At 56.3% G+C, this 16,480-nt stretch carries 12 protein-coding genes and 1 tRNA gene; 5 read left to right on the forward strand and 8 right to left on the reverse strand.

Going from position 1 to position 16,480, the window contains the following annotated elements; translation table 11 throughout:
* Positions 1–24 precede the first annotated feature (24 nt).
* On the forward strand, positions 25–2,214 hold the full coding sequence (locus FHS27_RS22865) for an FdhF/YdeP family oxidoreductase (protein WP_184307369.1): 2,190 nt from the start codon (positions 25–27) through the stop codon (positions 2,212–2,214).
* A 49-nt stretch (positions 2,215–2,263) separates the two neighbouring features.
* Entirely contained in the window at positions 2,264–3,589 is a 1,326-nt protein-coding gene (locus FHS27_RS22870; RefSeq protein WP_184307371.1) for an adenosylmethionine--8-amino-7-oxononanoate transaminase, read from the forward strand.
* On the opposite strand, the gene FHS27_RS22875 is transcribed toward FHS27_RS22870, so the two are convergent.
* From FHS27_RS22875 to FHS27_RS22900, 6 genes are all read right to left on the reverse strand, one after another.
* A complete protein-coding gene (locus tag FHS27_RS22875; protein ID WP_184307373.1) occupies positions 3,581–5,392 on the reverse strand; it encodes a sporulation stage II, protein E in 1,812 nt (603 codons plus the stop codon). The two genes, FHS27_RS22870 and FHS27_RS22875, sit on opposite strands and share 9 nt — an antisense overlap.
* 221 nt (positions 5,393–5,613) lie before the next feature.
* The gene (locus tag FHS27_RS22880) at positions 5,614–8,700 is read right to left on the reverse strand and encodes an efflux RND transporter permease subunit (protein ID WP_184307486.1); all 3,087 of its coding nucleotides are present in this window, start codon (positions 8,698–8,700) and stop codon (positions 5,614–5,616) included.
* An 80-nt stretch (positions 8,701–8,780) separates the two neighbouring features.
* Positions 8,781–10,379 carry an efflux RND transporter periplasmic adaptor subunit gene (locus tag FHS27_RS22885; protein WP_184307375.1) on the reverse strand — a complete coding sequence of 533 codons (1,599 nt, stop codon included), beginning with the start codon at positions 10,377–10,379 and terminating at the stop codon, positions 8,781–8,783.
* Positions 10,376–11,185 carry a TetR/AcrR family transcriptional regulator gene (locus FHS27_RS22890; protein WP_246420644.1) on the reverse strand — a complete coding sequence of 270 codons (810 nt, stop codon included), beginning with the start codon at positions 11,183–11,185 and terminating at the stop codon, positions 10,376–10,378. Before FHS27_RS22890 ends, FHS27_RS22885 begins: the two co-directional genes overlap by 4 nt.
* A 61-nt stretch (positions 11,186–11,246) precedes the next feature.
* Positions 11,247–11,717 carry a large conductance mechanosensitive channel protein MscL gene (mscL, locus tag FHS27_RS22895; protein ID WP_184307377.1) on the reverse strand — a complete coding sequence of 157 codons (471 nt, stop codon included), beginning with the start codon at positions 11,715–11,717 and terminating at the stop codon, positions 11,247–11,249.
* A 329-nt stretch (positions 11,718–12,046) separates the two neighbouring features.
* Positions 12,047–12,940, reverse strand: coding sequence for a hypothetical protein (locus tag FHS27_RS22900; RefSeq protein WP_184307379.1), 894 nt, complete (start codon positions 12,938–12,940; stop codon positions 12,047–12,049).
* A 79-nt stretch (positions 12,941–13,019) separates the two neighbouring features.
* On the opposite strand from FHS27_RS22900, the gene FHS27_RS22905 reads away from it, so the two are divergent.
* From FHS27_RS22905 to FHS27_RS22915, 3 genes are all read left to right on the forward strand, one after another.
* Positions 13,020–13,715, forward strand: coding sequence for a phosphoribosylanthranilate isomerase (locus FHS27_RS22905; protein WP_184307381.1), 696 nt, complete (start codon positions 13,020–13,022; stop codon positions 13,713–13,715).
* 47 nt (positions 13,716–13,762) lie between these two features.
* A tRNA-Leu gene (locus tag FHS27_RS22910) sits at positions 13,763–13,847 on the forward strand.
* Positions 13,848–14,045: 198 nt separating this feature from the next.
* Positions 14,046–14,924: a tyrosine-type recombinase/integrase gene (locus tag FHS27_RS22915; protein WP_184307383.1), complete on the forward strand. Its 879-nt coding sequence runs from the start codon at positions 14,046–14,048 to the stop codon at positions 14,922–14,924.
* Between the two features lie 43 nt (positions 14,925–14,967).
* Here the strand turns inward: FHS27_RS22915 and FHS27_RS22920 are convergent, their stop codons facing one another.
* Both FHS27_RS22920 and FHS27_RS22925 read right to left on the reverse strand, forming a co-directional pair.
* Entirely contained in the window at positions 14,968–15,234 is a 267-nt protein-coding gene (locus FHS27_RS22920) for a helix-turn-helix domain-containing protein (RefSeq protein ID WP_246420646.1), read from the reverse strand.
* A gap of 526 nt (positions 15,235–15,760) precedes the next feature.
* Positions 15,761–16,222 carry a hypothetical protein gene (locus FHS27_RS22925; RefSeq protein WP_184307385.1) on the reverse strand — a complete coding sequence of 154 codons (462 nt, stop codon included), beginning with the start codon at positions 16,220–16,222 and terminating at the stop codon, positions 15,761–15,763.
* Positions 16,223–16,480 lie beyond the last annotated feature (258 nt).

The following is a 16,480-nucleotide window of genomic DNA, read 5'->3' on the forward strand; positions in this document are numbered from 1 at the left end:
TTCATCGGAGAGAGATTCGACATTATGCAGGTACGCAGCGGCGGCGGATTTCGTGCCATTCTTTACTCTCTCAAAAAGGGACGTGAAGCGGGCGGCTACTGGAAATTTTTCAAGGCCATGCGGTCGCGGAACACCTGCAAGACCTGTGCGTTGGGCATGGGCGGCCAGAAAGGCGGCATGGTGAACGAGAAGGGCGCGTTCCCCGAAGTGTGCAAAAAAAGCATGCAAGCAATGGTCTCGGACATGCAGCCCGGGATTTCTCCCACGTTTTGGCAGAAAAATTCGGTCGACGATTTACAGAAACTCTCGCCTCGTGAACTCGAATACCTCGGACGACTGCTGCACCCGGTACGCTACCGCGCCGGAGGCACCCATTTCGAAAAGATCACATGGGAAGAAGCTTTCAATAGCATCGCCGGGAAGCTTATGTCGCTCTCTCCCGACGAGACGTTTTGGTACTTCAGCGGCCGGAGCAGCAACGAAGCCGGCTTCCTGTTGCAATTGCTCGCTCGCGTCTACGGAACCAACAACGTCAACAACTGCAGCTACTACTGTCACCAAGCCAGCGGCGTGGGGTTACAGACGAGCATCGGCAGCGGCACGGCCACGATCAACCTCGACGACCTCGAGAAAGCGGACCTGGTCTTTTTGATCGGCGGCAACCCAGCCAGCAATCACCCGCGTTTGATGAGCAGCCTGCTGCACGTCCGTCGCCATGGCGGAAAGGTGGTCGTGATCAATCCAGCGCGTGAAACCGGATTGGTTGACTTTCGAATTCCATCGGATCCGATCTCGCTCATCAAAGGCAGCAAGATCGCGTCGCACTACACGATGCCGCATATCGGCGGAGACCTTGCGTTGCTGTGGGGCATCGCCAAATCACTGCGAGAACACGATCAGATCAAACTCGACTTTCTCCAACAGCACTGCCGCGGCGACGAAGACTTCCTCGCACGTGTTGACGAATTGTCGTGGCAAGAGATCGAAGAAAAATCCGGTGTCGAACGGGATGAAATTGAAACGCTCGCGAAGCTGTATGCCGCCAGCGAAAGGACCGTGTTTGCATGGACGATGGGCATCACCCATCACGCCCATGGCGTCGACAACGTTCAAGCGATTGCGAACCTCGCAATGTGTCGCGGGATGGTTGGTCGGCCCGGTGCGGGATTAATGCCGATCCGCGGGCACTCCAACGTGCAGGGTATCGGCAGCGTCGGAGTGACTCCCAAACTCAAACAACAAATCTTCGATTCGCTGCAATCCAAATTCAACGTTCAACTGCCGACGAGTCCGGGTCTCGACACGCTCGCCTGCATGGAAGCCGCCGCGGCGGGAACGATCAAAGCCGCGTTTTGTCTCGGTGGCAATCTGTTCGGGTCCAACCCCGACGCTAATTTCGCAGACAGCGCGCTATCAAATCTTGAATTGAATGTAATGATGAGCACAACGCTCAACACCGGACACGTGCACGGTCTCGCCGCGGAAACAATCATCCTCCCCGTACTCGCTCGCGATGAAGAACCGGAACCGACGACACAGGAATCAATGTTCAATTTCGTTCGGCTGAGCGACGGCGGACCGCGGCGTTTACCCGGTCCACGTAGTGAAGTGGAGGTCATCTCGACGCTCGGAAAACGTCTACTCGAGGACGCCCAAGGGATCGACTGGGACCAAATGAAACACACCGAAACCATTCGCCAATGGATCGGTGGCGTGGTCCCGGGTTATGAAAAGATCCAGTCGATCGGTACGACGAAGGAAGAGTTTCATATCGGTGGGCGTATTTATCACGAACCAACGTTCGGTACCGTCGACGGCAGAGCCGTCATGCATGCACATCCCCTGCCTGCTCTCAAGGGAACCGGCGATGGTGAGCTGCGACTCATGACCGTACGCAGTGAAGGACAGTTCAATACCGTCGTCTATGAAGAGGAAGACCTCTACCGGAATCAGGAACGCCGTGACATCATCCTCATGCATCCCGACGACCTCACGCGACTCGGACTGACGCACGATCAACGGGTTCGTGTCGAGAACGAAACCGGCCACATGGATTCGATCCTTGCTCGCGGGTACGATGACATCCGCCCGGGAAACGCATTGATGTATTATCCCGAGTGCAATGTTCTGGTATCACGCTACGCGGATCCGCAAAGCAGGACGCCCGCATTCAAAGGCGTTGTCGTGAACGTCAAATCGATGCCGAACACGTAATTCACACGCATCGCTTTCCGTTTCGCCGATCCCTCGCTACCACGGCACTATGCCCGACTCACCCACAACTAACAAAAACGCGATCTGGCGTCCCTATTGCCAGATGAAAACGGCTCCACCGCCCCTTGAGATCGTTTCCGCGAAAAACTTCACGCTGCAAACTGCGGACGGCCGAGCATTGATCGATGGAATGGCGTCGTGGTGGTCGGTCTGTCACGGATACGCGCATCCTCATGTGATCGAGTCGGTGGCAAAACAACTCGAGAAGATGCCGCACGTGATGTTCGGCGGTATCACCCACGAACCTGCCGAACGGTTGGCGACACGTCTGGCGACAATGCTCCCCGCCGATCTAAACCATGTCTTCTTTGCCGACAGCGGTAGCGTTGCCGTCGAAGCGGCGATGAAGATGGCGATCGGCTATTGGCGTCGACGCGGAAAACCCGAGCGACAACGCTTCCTCTCGTTCGATCATGCCTATCACGGGGACACGACCGGTGCGATGTCTCTGTGCGACCCAGATCGCAGCATGCATTCCGCATACGGTGATGCGATTTTGTCACAACTGCATTGCCCGCTACCCAAAGACCCGGAATCGGAAAACCTGCTGCACGAGATGTTGTCTCGACATCAACAGGAGGTTGCGGGAGTGTTCCTCGAACCCTTGGTCCAGGGCGCGGGCGGGATGCGCTTTCACGACGCGTCCACGGTCCAACGGATCCGCCGACTCTGCGATGAGCACGGCGTCTTGTTAATCGCCGATGAAATTGCCACGGGGTTTGGACGCACCGGATCGATGTTCGCAATCGACACCTGCGAAATTGTTCCAGACATCATTTGCCTCGGCAAAGCCCTCACGGCGGGCACCATGACGATGGCCGTGGCTGTGGCGAGATCAGAGGTATTCAACGCATTCTGGTCGGACGACGTCGGCGACGCGTTGATGCACGGCCCCACTTTCATGGCCAACCCACTGGCATGTGCCGCCGCAAACGCATCACTGGATCTCTTCGAACGTGAACCGCAGGTGCAACGAGCACGCGAGATGCAGAACCAACTGCAAGCCGGACTATCGCCGTGCCGAACAATCCCCGGCGTTGTTGATATTCGCACCCGCGGTGCGATCGGTGTCATCCAAGTCGAGACGCTGCCTCACCTCGATCAACTGCGTCAACAATTTGTCGATGCCGGCGTATGGCTCCGCCCGTTCGGTGACTGTATTTACGTCACGCCGCCACTGAACCTTCCTACCCCATTCGTCGAAAACCTCTGCTCAGCAATCGTCAACGTCATGTCGTCCAAACGCTTCACAACGTCGGACGCGCAAACCATCACACCGGTCGCGCAGGCTGGTCTGCGACCTAGTTCACGCTAACGTTTCTTCTCGCAACAAAGCGATCGCAGTCCGCTCACGCCGCAGCGGCAACGACGCGGTCAATCGACGAATCGCCGACAGCGGGCTCCGCTCGCCTTCCCGCATTGCCTCTTTCAACGACGCCCCGATTCGATTTTGCGCCGACTCACGCAGAGGCAGATCGGGCAAGTCCGACAACTCCGCGTCTTCGGCGACGCCCAGCCACCCCGCACCACCAACCAACAACACCTCACCACTTAGCAAAGTTGTTTCTTGGTTAATCGCCGTTTGCTCGCCCATGAATTCGTTGGCCCGGACCTGCGACGTAGGGGCGAGATTGAGAGGTCGATACCCATATTTGGAAACAATCAAACTCGACCAATCACCGACTGATGACATGCGAGCATGCCCCGATTCCGGATCGATGTGGGCATAGAACAGGGACATATTCGGCCGACCGGTTTCGTCAATCGCCGAATCTCGCACCTGCAATAAGGTATGCAGGACTCTCATGATCGCGTCGTGAGGCGTATGACGGTAGCTCGCGTGTGCTTGAAACGCGGCACGAGCAATCGCACCGTCGAGCGTGTTGACCATGTCAGCAGTGGGAGCCCATCCGGAACCGAACTGACACATCGACAACGAGATAATCCCATCAGGCAACACATCCCAATGATGCCAACTCTGTGCGATCGATAAAGGCGATTCGATCATCCCGTCGACCGACCAGTTCGGAGCCAGTCGAGCGCCGAGCGGCAACATGTCGTGTTGCCAATCGGCAATTTGATCGGTCCATTGACGGATCGTTGGAGGAGCCTGTGTCGCGACCGTTCGTTGAATTTCAGAAAGAGGCTCCATCGATTCGACGAAATGAGCCGCATCGAACTCCGCGTCCAATTCCTCATCGAGATCAAAGTCGGCTTCATTGAAGTCCGTCGCCAACATACGTTCCAATTCGGCATCCACCATGTCCGTCTCGGCGGGTGCAGCAACGCTTAGCTGAACCGAGCGTGCCGGCGTCGCAGGTTGAGTCATCTCCGTCAACGCGTGACAAACGTTCGACGCCGCCAAACGGGCCGCCGCCGTTGCCAGGTCGTCGTACTGGCGCACTTCGCGACCGAACAACCACATCGTACCGATCGGCAACTCGATACCGCCCAGTGAAACACAGATACCCGACGCGAACGGCTCGGGAGGCGTGTATTGGTTGATGGGTCCGCCTTGCAGGTCGTCCATCGCGACGACACCTTGGATCATTGCCTCAAGGTCACCGCGTGCGCCCCGAAGCGGCCGTGATGTGCCAATCCTTTGCGCCGGGGACAACCCGAATACGAAACGCGTCGCCAATCGCTCGGTCACTTCGTCGAGCAAGTAGATTGCCGCCGCATCCGTTCCGGTCGCGAGCGTGGCGTCAGCGAGTATACGATCAATTTGCTCGCAACCTCGCTCGGCTTTCGAAACATCCAAAATCACCGATGCGCGAGCAGCGAGTTCCGCCTGTTGTGAACGTAAAATCGCTTTTTGCTGCTGCAACTCTTCCGCCATTGCCCGCGCCGCATCCGCGAGCCGCTGAGCATCGCTCGCCGTGAGTGTTGCCGAACGCGACTTCGAGTCCGTCTTCTGAGGCTCGGATGCCCCCTGTGCTGAATCGATCCTCCATCCGGTCGTTTCCGTGTACGCCCGCCAAAACCCTTCGACAGCTTGTTCGCTGTTTCCGCTCTCGTGATCGACTCGTTGCGTGGATTGGGCACTTGTCGCGACGCCCGAATCAGATTCGGAATCACAGAGATGCAGTTTCAGATAACTCGGTGGTGGTGTGGACACGTTGTCTTCTACCAGATGGAAGGATGAGTTGGGGAATACGGGAGTCTTGTCCTTAAACAAGCATTCATTGGCTCAGCGCGGTTGCACTTCGCCTCCGTACCCAACTCATCGACCCGTCAACCCAAATTCGCTCAGCCGATCAACCGGTAAAGTTTCCATCTATTGCCACGACGGCCGCATAATCCGACCAAACGGAACGACACTCAATCACGAGTGTCGGCTCAACGATTCGCTCTTCGATCAACACGGCGATCGGCTCGGTGCAAGCACAACCACCGGTACAACGAGGGGACCAACACCAACGCGAGCAACGTCGCGCCGGCCACACCACCGGCAATCGACACCGCCATCGGAGGCCAGAACCCACCGCCATCGAGAATCAGAGGTGTGAACCCGGCCATCGTCGTTAACGTCGTTGCAACCACGTGTCGCGACGAATGCATCACCTCATCTCGAATCGCCTCGACATCACCCGTCATCGCGATCGGGTTGGCTCGAATCCCCGCCAACACGACGATGGAATCGTTGATTGCAACACCGATCAATCCCATCGTTCCAATAATCGCCATAAACCCAAATGGATAACCACTCAGCGCCAGAGCTCCCATTCCCAACCCGACCGACAACGCCGCGATCAACGCGATGATGCCCGCCATACGAAACGATCCGAACGAAAGCACCAGCGTCGCTAACATCAAAACAGCGAGAACGCCAACGGTCGAAAACAAATTCCCCACCGCGTCATCCCGCTTCGATGCTTCGCCACCAAACGCAACCGAATACCCAGTCGGCAATTGATCGATCAGTTCATCGAGCTCCGCTTGCAACGATGCCTGCACTTCGCTGGGCAAAACACCCGCGGCGAGATAAGCGGCGACTTCGTTCATTCGCATTCGGTTGAGTCGCGGCAGCGCCGCCGCCTCCGGTTCGAGACCAACGGTTGCGAACGCGGACAACGGCGTGACCCGCAACCCCGAGCCTCTCGCGTTGGGCAGAACGAGATCGACGCTCGCAATTCGCGCCAACTCGCCACGATTGGCGTCGCCGACTCGCACGACGATCGGGATGACTTCGTTGTCCTGTAAAACACTACCACCGGATTGACCTTCCAAGGAAGTCGCCAATTGACGGGCGATTTCTTTCGGAGAGATCCCCGCCTGAGCCGCACTCGCTTCATCGATATCAAAACTGATTTGCGGCAACACATCCGCGAGATCTGTTTTTACAGAAACCACCTTCGGCATCCGGCTCAAGATCGCACGGGTCTCTTCCCCAAAACGACGCAGCACATCCAAATCCGGCCCGAAGAACCGTACCTCGATCGGCGCTCCGAAAGGCGGGCCCTGCTCGAGCTGCTTGACGAGAACACGCGACGACGTGATCTCACGGCTCAGCTCCGTCTGCAACGAGGTGATCACCGGCTCGGGTGGAATCCCCGGCGGCAACTTCACTAACGCCTGGGCATAATTCGGCGTACCACGACGACTCGAGATAACGTTGTAATAGAACTGCGGCGCACTTTCGCCAAAGAACCAATCGATCCGTGATGCCCCCACCCGTCGCACAATCTCGTCAACTCGCGACGCGGTCGCTTGCGTGCGGGCGAGTGAATCGGTGGCCGGCCCCTCGACCGTAATATGAAATTGATCTCGCCCACTGGCAGGAAAAAACTGTTCTTCAAGCGTGCTGAACGCCGCGAAACCAGCGACCGGCAATACCAACGAAATCGCGATCCCCTTCCACGGTTTCCGGATCAGTTCACTCAGTGCCGACTCAACAATCTTCGTCAACCACGGCAAACGCAACCCCGGCGATCGTGCGTTTGAATTCATTCGCCGCGCGAGCTGACGCGCCGCGACCGTCGGAATCACGGTCATTGCTAAAAACAACGAGGAAACGATCGCAAGAATCACGCTGATCGCGATCGCCCCCACAAATTCACCCGCCGGTCCCGGCATCAATGCGATCGGCGCGAACGCCAACGCAGTCGTCAACGTCGATCCCAACAACGGCACGGCCAAATGAGAAACACTGTGCGACATCGCCTCGACCGGCGACTCTCCGTGACGCATTCGCGACTGCACCTCGTCCACCATCACAATCGCGTTGTCGATCAACAAGCCCAACGCAATGATCAAACCGGTCACTGACATTTGATGAATCGGAATGCCAAAGATTCGCAACCCGAACAACACCATCAAACTGGCCAAAGGAAGCGTCAACGTCACGATCAACGCAGACCGCCATCCCATCAAAACCCAAATCACGCATCCGACCGCGATCGTTCCCAACATCAAGTTGAACGCTAGCGATCTCAACCGTTCGTTGACGTAATCACTTTGCCGAAGGATGCGCTCGATCGAAATTCCAGCCGGTAACGTCTCGCGATATTCATCGATCAAGTTCTCCGCGATCTCAGTCCAATGATCGATCCGTTGCGCCGGACGAACCATCACCCCCAGCACCACCGCGTCTTTACCTTCGAGCCAAGCGGCCGTCTCGGGCGGATTAGGAATTCCGATGCGCACGTCTGCAACTTGCTCAAGTCGCACGTCACGGCCATCGCTCGTACTGATCGGCGTTGCCCCGATTTGTTCCACGGTATCGAGTTGGTTGTTAATCTCGATCAACATCTGCATCGATCCGTCGCGCAGTTGCCCCGCCGATCCTTTGGCGTCAAACGACGACAATCGCTCGGCAAGGTCAGCCGGCGTGATCCCCATCGCGGCCGCTCTCGCCGGCTGAACGCGAACTTCGATCTCCTCGCCGGGGTCACCGAATCGATGTACCAAATCGGTTCCTGACAACGCCTGCAAACGATCCTGCAGTTCAATCGCCAAACGTCGCAGCACTCGCACGTCAACCGGTTCGGGTCGGTCCCACACCAACCCGACAATCAACGCGTACGCGCGAACCTCCAACTTTCGAAACTCCGGACGACTCGCCTCACTCGGCAGATCCCCGATACTGTCCTCAAGCCGACTGCGAACTCGCGACCAAATGTTCTCAGTCGCCGTCGTGTCATCACGCAGTTCGATCGAAACTCCGCTGATGCCGACGCGACTGACCGAGTGAATTTCCTTGATTTCTTCGATATCCCGAACCCGATTCTCGATCACCTCAGTTACCAGAGTCTCGACACGCTTAGCGTCAGCCCCCGGCAATCGAGTGTGAATGATTGCGACGCGTTGCTCGAGCACCGGATCTTCCATCCGAGGCAATACCGCCATCGAACTCAGCCCCGCGACCAAGATCAGAAGGACAATCAAAACCAACAATCGCTGGTCATGAAAAAACAACGCCGCCAAACGTGTGATCACACCGCCATCGCTCGGCGCAGGACTGTTCGCGGGATCACGTCCCTCGGCGTTCACATCGCCTGATTTAGTCACCGTCGCGAAACCTCAGCGGGCGTGATCTCAGTGAGCGAAAGATCAACGTCCTTCCATCGCACACGAACGGCAACACCAGGTCCGATTTGTCCGACTCCCTCCGAAACGATCCATTCTCCCGGTGACAACATGCCGTGCACCAACGTCAACGGACCGGCACTGCGGAGAACCTGAACTTCTCGTCGTTCGATCGTTGCCAACGCGACATCTTTGACGGTGTTGTTCGTCATTCCATCAACGCCACGTGCGTCTTCGCTCGCAATCTCGGTCGCGTTCGCCTGCTGATCGCGTTCCTTTTCATCGGGCACCGCGACGTAAACCGACCACAACCCACGCACACCGCGAACCAACGATTCCGTTGTTACCCAAAAGGGGTCACTCAAGGCTTGCCGCATCGTCTCGCTGTTTCCGTTCTCGCCCCACGGCACCCACAACCTTGCGGTCTGCCCGATATGTATCCCCGCGAGAGAATCCGTACTCGAGGTACGGGGCACGAGCTCAAAGTCAACGCCGCGTGTCCGTGTCACCTCATCAACCTGAGGCTGCATCCTCACTATCTTGGCACCAAGATAGGAAGATCGCGAGTGCCCCGGCCGCGCCGTTTCGGGAGGCGATGTCGTTTCGTTGACGCTGACCCAAAACTGATCCCCCAGCTTCCACTGCCGACACACGCTAGGTGGCACACCGAATCGGGCTTCCAAAGGCTCCGACTCTAGAATCGTCAACACGCCCTGACTCGGCCCGATCATTTCCCCTTCGTCAAACTGCCGAATCGCGATCACACCAGAGTAAGGAGCCACGATTTGACTGTCGTCGCGTTCGACATCAATCTGGCGACTCGCCGCAGTGGCCGACGCGAGTCTCGCCTTCGCGGCCGCGACCTGTTCGTCACGAGTCCCATCTTCGAGTTCGTCGAGCTCCGCGGTTCTCGCCGCCAGCGTCGCACGCAATTCATCCGCCGCATAACGAGCATCATCGAGCTCTTGTTCCGTTCCCGCACTCCTCTGCGACAATTGCATCTGCCTTTCGAGCCGGCGTTCTGCTGATGCCAATTGCGATTCCAACTGCCGCACTCTCGCCGATGCCGCTCGTTTGGTTTGCTCTCGCGGTCCCGCAACCGCCTCATCCAACGCCGCCGAGGCCGCTGCCACGTCCGCGTCCGCCATCATTTCTCGAACATCAAGATCCGAAACATCGAGCCTCGCCAGAACGTCGCCCTGACTAACCCTGTCGCCTTCGTGAACCAAAACCTCGACCAGCCTACCGCTCCGTCGCATCGACAACGAACTCGATCGCCTCGCCTGCACTTCGCCTCGGTAAGACTCAAACAACAGCGGCGTCGACACATCACCGGCGCGAATCACACCGACTTCCACACGCCCCTCGCCTGCCATCGATAACGCTGTACCATTCGCAGCACCCGAGTCGTCTCGCGGGCGGGACTCCGCAAATACCGTTGCCCGAACAACCCACACGCCGACGATTGACGCGACTATTGTCGACGCGAGAACCAATCCACCGACGACGCGCAGCCGCGACCGGCCTGAGTCACTCGCATCCGCCACCTTGTTCCATTTCGAGATAGGATGACTCATGACGAAACATCCTCCAACGACTGTTCGAGCACGCTCTTGGCATGACGTCGTAACTTCGGCGTGATACTCGAAACAAATTTCTTGTACGCCGACGGATCAAACAGCGGTCGCCAACCAATGTCGTCGAGCAACGCGTTGCAGTTCCGCCGAATTGCGGTACGCGGTTGCGAGATCCCCGCTCGTCCCAGTGAAGGACTCGTCGACTCCAGCACCAATCCGCCGTAAACCAGCGACCACAAACCGAACACGATTTGCTGAACCAACGCATCCCGCGAGACGCCCTTGCCTACGACCAAATCACCGGACGCAAGGGCCGCACCGATCACACCACTGAGACAATCGATGCACTGCTGTTCGCACTCCGCCAAGACCTCTCGACGGTCCGGAGACGTCTTCTGCCAAACCGGATCGTGGCGAGTGATCTGCTCGATCGAAAAATCATCAGGCAAACAATCCACGTAAACTTCTGCCGCAATTCCGATCGCGGCGCAACACTGACGAGGGTCGTCTCCCAGCGTGACCGCGAACCGAAATAACTCCATCCGCCGCCGCACCGATCGCGCCGCCAACGCCAACAAGATATCTTCCTTGTTGGAAAAGTGATTGTAGATCGTGCCCCGCGTGCAATTCATCTCGCGGGCGATCGCCTCCATGCTGACCGCCGATAACCCCTGATCGCGAACCATTGGGAACGCGGCATCCAAAATTCGACTCCCGCGATTGCGGATCTCCCGCTGTTTCGCAGTCAAATTGCGAGCATCGCTGGAATCAGAACAGGACGAATGGAGAGATGGTGAGACAGACATCCCCCCACTATGATCACCCCCTCAGAAAATGACAACGCGCCATTTTTGACATTCCGTCAAATTAATCCTTCTTTAACGAATCCCGGATATCGCGAAGCAACAGAATATCTTCGCTCGGCAGGGTGACTTTCTCCTCTTCGGGCTCGCTTTCCATTTTCGATCGCGCCACGTTAATCATCTTGATCACCGCGAACAGAGCCGCGGCGATCAGCAAGAATTCAAAGACCGTTTGGACGAACGGACCGTAATTCAAAATCGGGTAGTCCTGCATCACCATCACGGGATCGCCGTTCTCGAGCGTCTCCATCGTGCCATCCGCCTTCAGTTTCGGACTCTCTGTCGCGATCGTGTAGGCGGCTTCTTTGAAATTGATACCAAACCTCGCGGTCAACAAATTGATCGGTGGCATGATCACGTTTGCCACCAACGACGTCACGATCTTGCCAAACGCGCCACCGATTACGACACCGACTGCCAAGTCGACGACGCTACCCTTCATCGCGAACTCTTTAAACTCTTTCAACAAACTCATTTCAACAACTCCGATGATTCACTTTAAAACATGTTTTGTGTCACCGAATACAACCGGTGGACCAAGCGGGAAGTATGCAGCCTTTGCTATTGTCAGACAAGAAAGCAGTGCTTTCAAATTCGGGTGCGTTTTGAGCAATCAAACGCGTTTCTGACGGAAACCTCAAGACGGCAAACGGCATGAAACCATTTTACGAACCCACGCAGCCGACATCGCACCATATCCCCAGGAAGGTCATCAAATTGACGACTTCGCGAATACTCTCGCGGTGAAGTGTTTATTCTCGTGCACGCGAATCACATGCGTCCGCGCGTGCCGCAACGGTTCGCTTATTGAACCGCTGCGATTACCGAAACCACTCCAACCGCCAACACGGTTGATCCCACAATCGTCCAACCGGCGATCACTCGAAGAGTGACACTCATCGGTTGTTGGACGCGAAACCACGAGCGTCGAAAACACATCGCCGCCGTCGTCGGACTTTTCGGCTCGCTCCTCACCGCCTCAAAAGTGACGCCGTCGGCCTCCACCATCAATGGCGGACTGACGTAACGCCAAACACATCCCAAGAGCCCGACAATCAATCCAACCACAATCGCCAATTGAACGATCGCGACCGAAGGCATCCACCAACGCGGTTTGGTAATCAGGATCGATTGCCCAAGGCCCGACACTCGACTCTGCAAACTGGCTTCATAGGAGGCCAACCATTGCTGAGCCTTCGCGTCACGCGACATCCAGTAGTCGCGCCACGCCGACGCTCTTTGCTCACCATCCGGATCGGCTGACGATTCGTTACCTCCACGTCGGACCGAGACGGTGCGGAAGGAGCTTTCATTGCTTGGTGAATCGTCGGCCGCTGCGATGCCCAGATTGACCAACGTCGCAGCGTAGATTTCAGACGTCTCCTGACACCAACGCACCACGGCAGCTTCCGGTGCGGGCGGCCCAATCATTCGTCGAACCAGATCTTCCCTGATCTGCTCTTCTGTTTGGGAAGAATCAGGAATCAAAAATCGAGTTTCCTGGCCGCTCGGCTGTCGTATTTCGACCCAATAGGTCTGCAACTCCGTGCCTCGCCGTTCCATCGCCCCACGCGTTTGCCCAATCAGACAAACCAACATGAAGGCGCCCATCGAAACGAGCACGATGTCGATCAGGAAGGAGCGTGTTAGGATCTTCAACTGAAAACACACCCAAAGTGAGTCGGGATTCGTGGACATCCTCTATATCGGCTCGCGACGATTCGACCGTCCAGTAAACTTACTCCGATTGCAACACTTGGCACGATAGCAGGAAGCGATGATTGACTTTCAGATCAAAATTTGTGGCGTCCGCAGCGAAGCCGACGTGCACGCCTGTGAATCTGCCGGAGCGGACTGCGTGGGTTTGAACTTTTACCCCCAAAGCATCCGGTACTTGGCCCCGCATTCGGCCATCACTAAGTCCATCAATGAAGCCGCAAAAGACGCGAAAATCGCTCGCGTCGGACTGTTTGTCAACGAACCCGTTGCCGCGATTCGCCGCGCCCAAGACGCCCTGCAACTCGACGCCGTCCAGCTCCACGGTGACGAAACTCCCGCCGCTGCGAGACAATTAATCGATGCGGGCGTTGCGATCATTCGAGCAATCCGGCTGCCGACGATGCCCCAGTCTTCCGAACAAATCCAAAACACGATTCTGCCCTGGGTGGACCTGCCGGTAACCTTGCTTCTCGATGCCGACGCGGGGGTCAAATTCGGAGGCGGAGGTAAACAACTCGATTGGCCGTCCATCGCGGCGTGGAACCGCGATTCCCCCCGTCTTCCCGGCCAACCCGACTGGATCCTCGCCGGCGGACTCCACTGCGACAACGTCGCCGATGCGATTCGCACCAGCGGAACGAAGCGAGTCGACGTCGCCAGCGGGGTGGAATCTCCCAAAGGGACGAAATCGGCCGAATTGATTCAAAAATTCGTGGCCGAGTGTCGCCAAAGGGGCGTTGACGCGGAGCGATAACTTTCGCACACTCTGCCCTCTGCAAAAAAGCACCACACGAAGCAAACGCGGCCGTGGCGGAACTGGCAGACGCGCTAGGTTGAGGGCCTAGTGGGAGTTAATCCCGTGGAGGTTCGAGTCCTCTCGGCCGCATCTTTAAAACACCGTAAATTGCGGTGTCAAAAGCGACTTCAAAGGACTTAGGGCGAATCCGCTCTGAGTCCTTTTTTCTTGGTCAGACCGGTTCAGTGGCAGATCGGTGGCAACGCTGGTTTTGCATCGCGGTTGCGTCGCTGGGCATGACACGCTGTCTTGTCCAAACTCACTCCTAGAACCATTGGAGTGCGAATCATGGCTTGGCTGCAAACTGACCCGTCCGGGAACATTCATCTCAGCTTCCGTTTTGGCGGGAAAAAGTTCAAACGATCCCTGAAGACACAGGAGCTTTCCAAGGCGGAAGGCCGTTTGCAGCGGTTGATCGAAAATATTCGGTTGGTGGAAAGCGGGCGACTCGAAGTTCCTGAGAACGCCGACATCGCCATGTTCCTGCTTTCCGACGGCCGGCTCGACGGCAAACCCAAGGTTGCTCGAAACATCAATCTGAGCGAGCTATTTCAAACCTTCTTCGAACAAATGCCCGATGACTCCCTGGAAGTCAACACGGAGAAGGGGATGAAGATCCATGAACGTCATTTAGAGCGTCATCTGGGGCCGCGATTTCGAATTCAGCAACTGATCCGCGAAGACTTGCAGCGGTACGTCAATAAGCGGGCCAAGGAGCCCGGAATTCGAGGTCGGACGCTCAGCCCCACGACCATCCGAAAAGAGCTCGCCACGCTGCGTAGCGTTTGGAATTGGGCGTTGGGTGAGCGCCTCGTGTTGACGCCGTTTCCCAACAAAGGGTTGCGATACCCCAAAGGGGAAGAAAAACCACGCTTTCAAACCTGGGACGAGATTACCGCCCAAATCAGTCGAGGTGGTTTGAGCGATGCCGAAGTTGAAGACCTTTGGGATTGTCTCTTCCTCCAGCGGAGCGAAGTGGACGAACTGCTCGAATTCGTTCGGACAGTCGCGACGCATCCGTTTATTTATCCAATGGTGTTCACGGCAGCCCATACCGGTGCGCGACGAAGTGAATTGCTCGCATCGAAGCTCAGTGACTTTGATGCCACCCATATGACGATTCGCGAGAAGAAGAGATTCGTTGTGATTCATCTGGAGGTAGCCTAGCAGTGGGGGATTCAGTGAACAAACAAATTGACGATCAGCTTGGCTAGTCAGGTAAAAGTCCTTCATCCTGAATCCGCTCCAATTCAACATGGGAGATCATCCATTCGCGACTGCGACCGCGACCGCACTGCCTCTTCTCCGCCCAGATGCGTCCATTTCGCGCCCATTCACGAACGGTAAATTCGGCTTTGCCTAAGATCTTGGCGATCTCGGCGGTGGTGTAGTAATCCCTTGGCTTCTCCTTTTTTATCAATGTGCTTAACAAAGATTCGATGCGGTTCAATCGACTGGTAATCTCGTCGGTATCCATCGTCCTGCCTCGTATGTTCAGTGGAGTTTCTTAAAGAAGAGGTGGCGCCCCGGCGAGTCGCTGGGACGCCACGCAAATCTACAACGGCTACTCTTTTCTCTCAGTAACCGCCTGGGACGAAGGTTCCACCATGTCTTGGGCTTTGACCCGCACGATGGTCGCGAGACACTTCCAACAGATTGAAGCATTGGTGAACATGCGATCGGAGAAGCTCGCTTTCACCGTTTCTTTTTCGCGCATACACCAAACGCACTTGGCCTTCTCTTCGTGGCCACTCAATACTACTTTCATCGTTCAACTCTCCATTGAGCAAAAAGGGGAGCGATCAGCAACCGACAATCAGCTACATGCAATCGCAAAAGAGTGAACGCCTTGGAAACAAGGCGTTCAGGAGAGTTGGCTCACGAACGAGCCAAGAAAACATCGGTGATTGCACCAGGAATACCAATCGGCATTCACAAAGGCATCCGCCCGATTCTGGTAGCCGAAGCCACCAAGTTTGATACGCGGTTACGGCCGCATCTCGTTATCTTTGTTCCGCCGCATAGAACCGTTCGGTGCATCCGCTGCAGCGATGGTACTGCAAGGTGAACTCTTCGTCGCCAAGGAATTGATTCCATGCTTCGACCAAAGGCTCACTAATGTTCCGATAGAGTTCTGTTGCAGTCGAATAAAGCTCTGACTCGTCATAGTCGCCGATCAGAACCACTCGATCACCCGCCCAGCGGCCGACAATCGATTCCTTGGGAATTGGCATCGACATACCTTCGCGAGCAATGCCTTTGGCAATCACGTCCCGAATGTCCTGATTCTCAGTTAGCTCGATGACTTGCGGGCCTTGCCCGCCGTAGTCACCACCGCCAGTGCAATCGCTCTGACGCAGTAGCAGTGTGAAAATCGCTCCATGTCGATTCGCAGCCCATTCCCAAAGTTTGGCACCCGCACCAATACACCAAGGGCAGACGAACTCCTTTTTGTCTGTGTTCACCGGTTTGAAATATTGTCCCATAGTTGTAAGTGGAAAGAAAATAGAAATGACTCGATCCAATCGAGTCGACAAAACCGAAAGTCTGGCTTACTTAAGAGACGTCCGTAACCGTCACATGAAGTAAGCCAAGTCATCGGTGTATTGTTGGCCGTCGTCGCGGCAACGCGAGTTGACGGAAAGAAATCAAGCGAGGCAAAGACGTGGAAGAAACGCTTTACAGAAAAGTCAATCGAAACTGACAAATAAGCCAGTGACGCC

This window comes from Aporhodopirellula rubra (assembly GCF_014192335.1).
Classification (GTDB): domain Bacteria; phylum Planctomycetota; class Planctomycetia; order Pirellulales; family Pirellulaceae; genus Rhodopirellula; species Rhodopirellula rubra.

Coding starts and splice junctions, on each gene's coding strand:
- FHS27_RS22865 (WP_184307369.1), top strand. CDS start 25: ATGCAGGTACGCAGCGGCGGCGGATTTCGTGCCATTCTTTACTCTCTC.
- FHS27_RS22870 (WP_184307371.1), top strand. CDS start 2,264: ATGCCCGACTCACCCACAACTAACAAAAACGCGATCTGGCGTCCCTAT.
- FHS27_RS22890 (WP_246420644.1), bottom strand. CDS start 11,185: ATGTCTGTCTCACCATCTCTCCATTCGTCCTGTTCTGATTCCAGCGAT.
- mscL (WP_184307377.1), bottom strand. CDS start 11,717: ATGAGTTTGTTGAAAGAGTTTAAAGAGTTCGCGATGAAGGGTAGCGTC.
- FHS27_RS22905 (WP_184307381.1), top strand. CDS start 13,020: ATGATTGACTTTCAGATCAAAATTTGTGGCGTCCGCAGCGAAGCCGAC.
- FHS27_RS22900 (WP_184307379.1), bottom strand. CDS start 12,940: ATGTCCACGAATCCCGACTCACTTTGGGTGTGTTTTCAGTTGAAGATC.
- FHS27_RS22885 (WP_184307375.1), bottom strand. CDS start 10,379: ATGAGTCATCCTATCTCGAAATGGAACAAGGTGGCGGATGCGAGTGAC.
- FHS27_RS22920 (WP_246420646.1), bottom strand. CDS start 15,234: ATGGATACCGACGAGATTACCAGTCGATTGAACCGCATCGAATCTTTG.
- FHS27_RS22915 (WP_184307383.1), top strand. CDS start 14,046: ATGGCTTGGCTGCAAACTGACCCGTCCGGGAACATTCATCTCAGCTTC.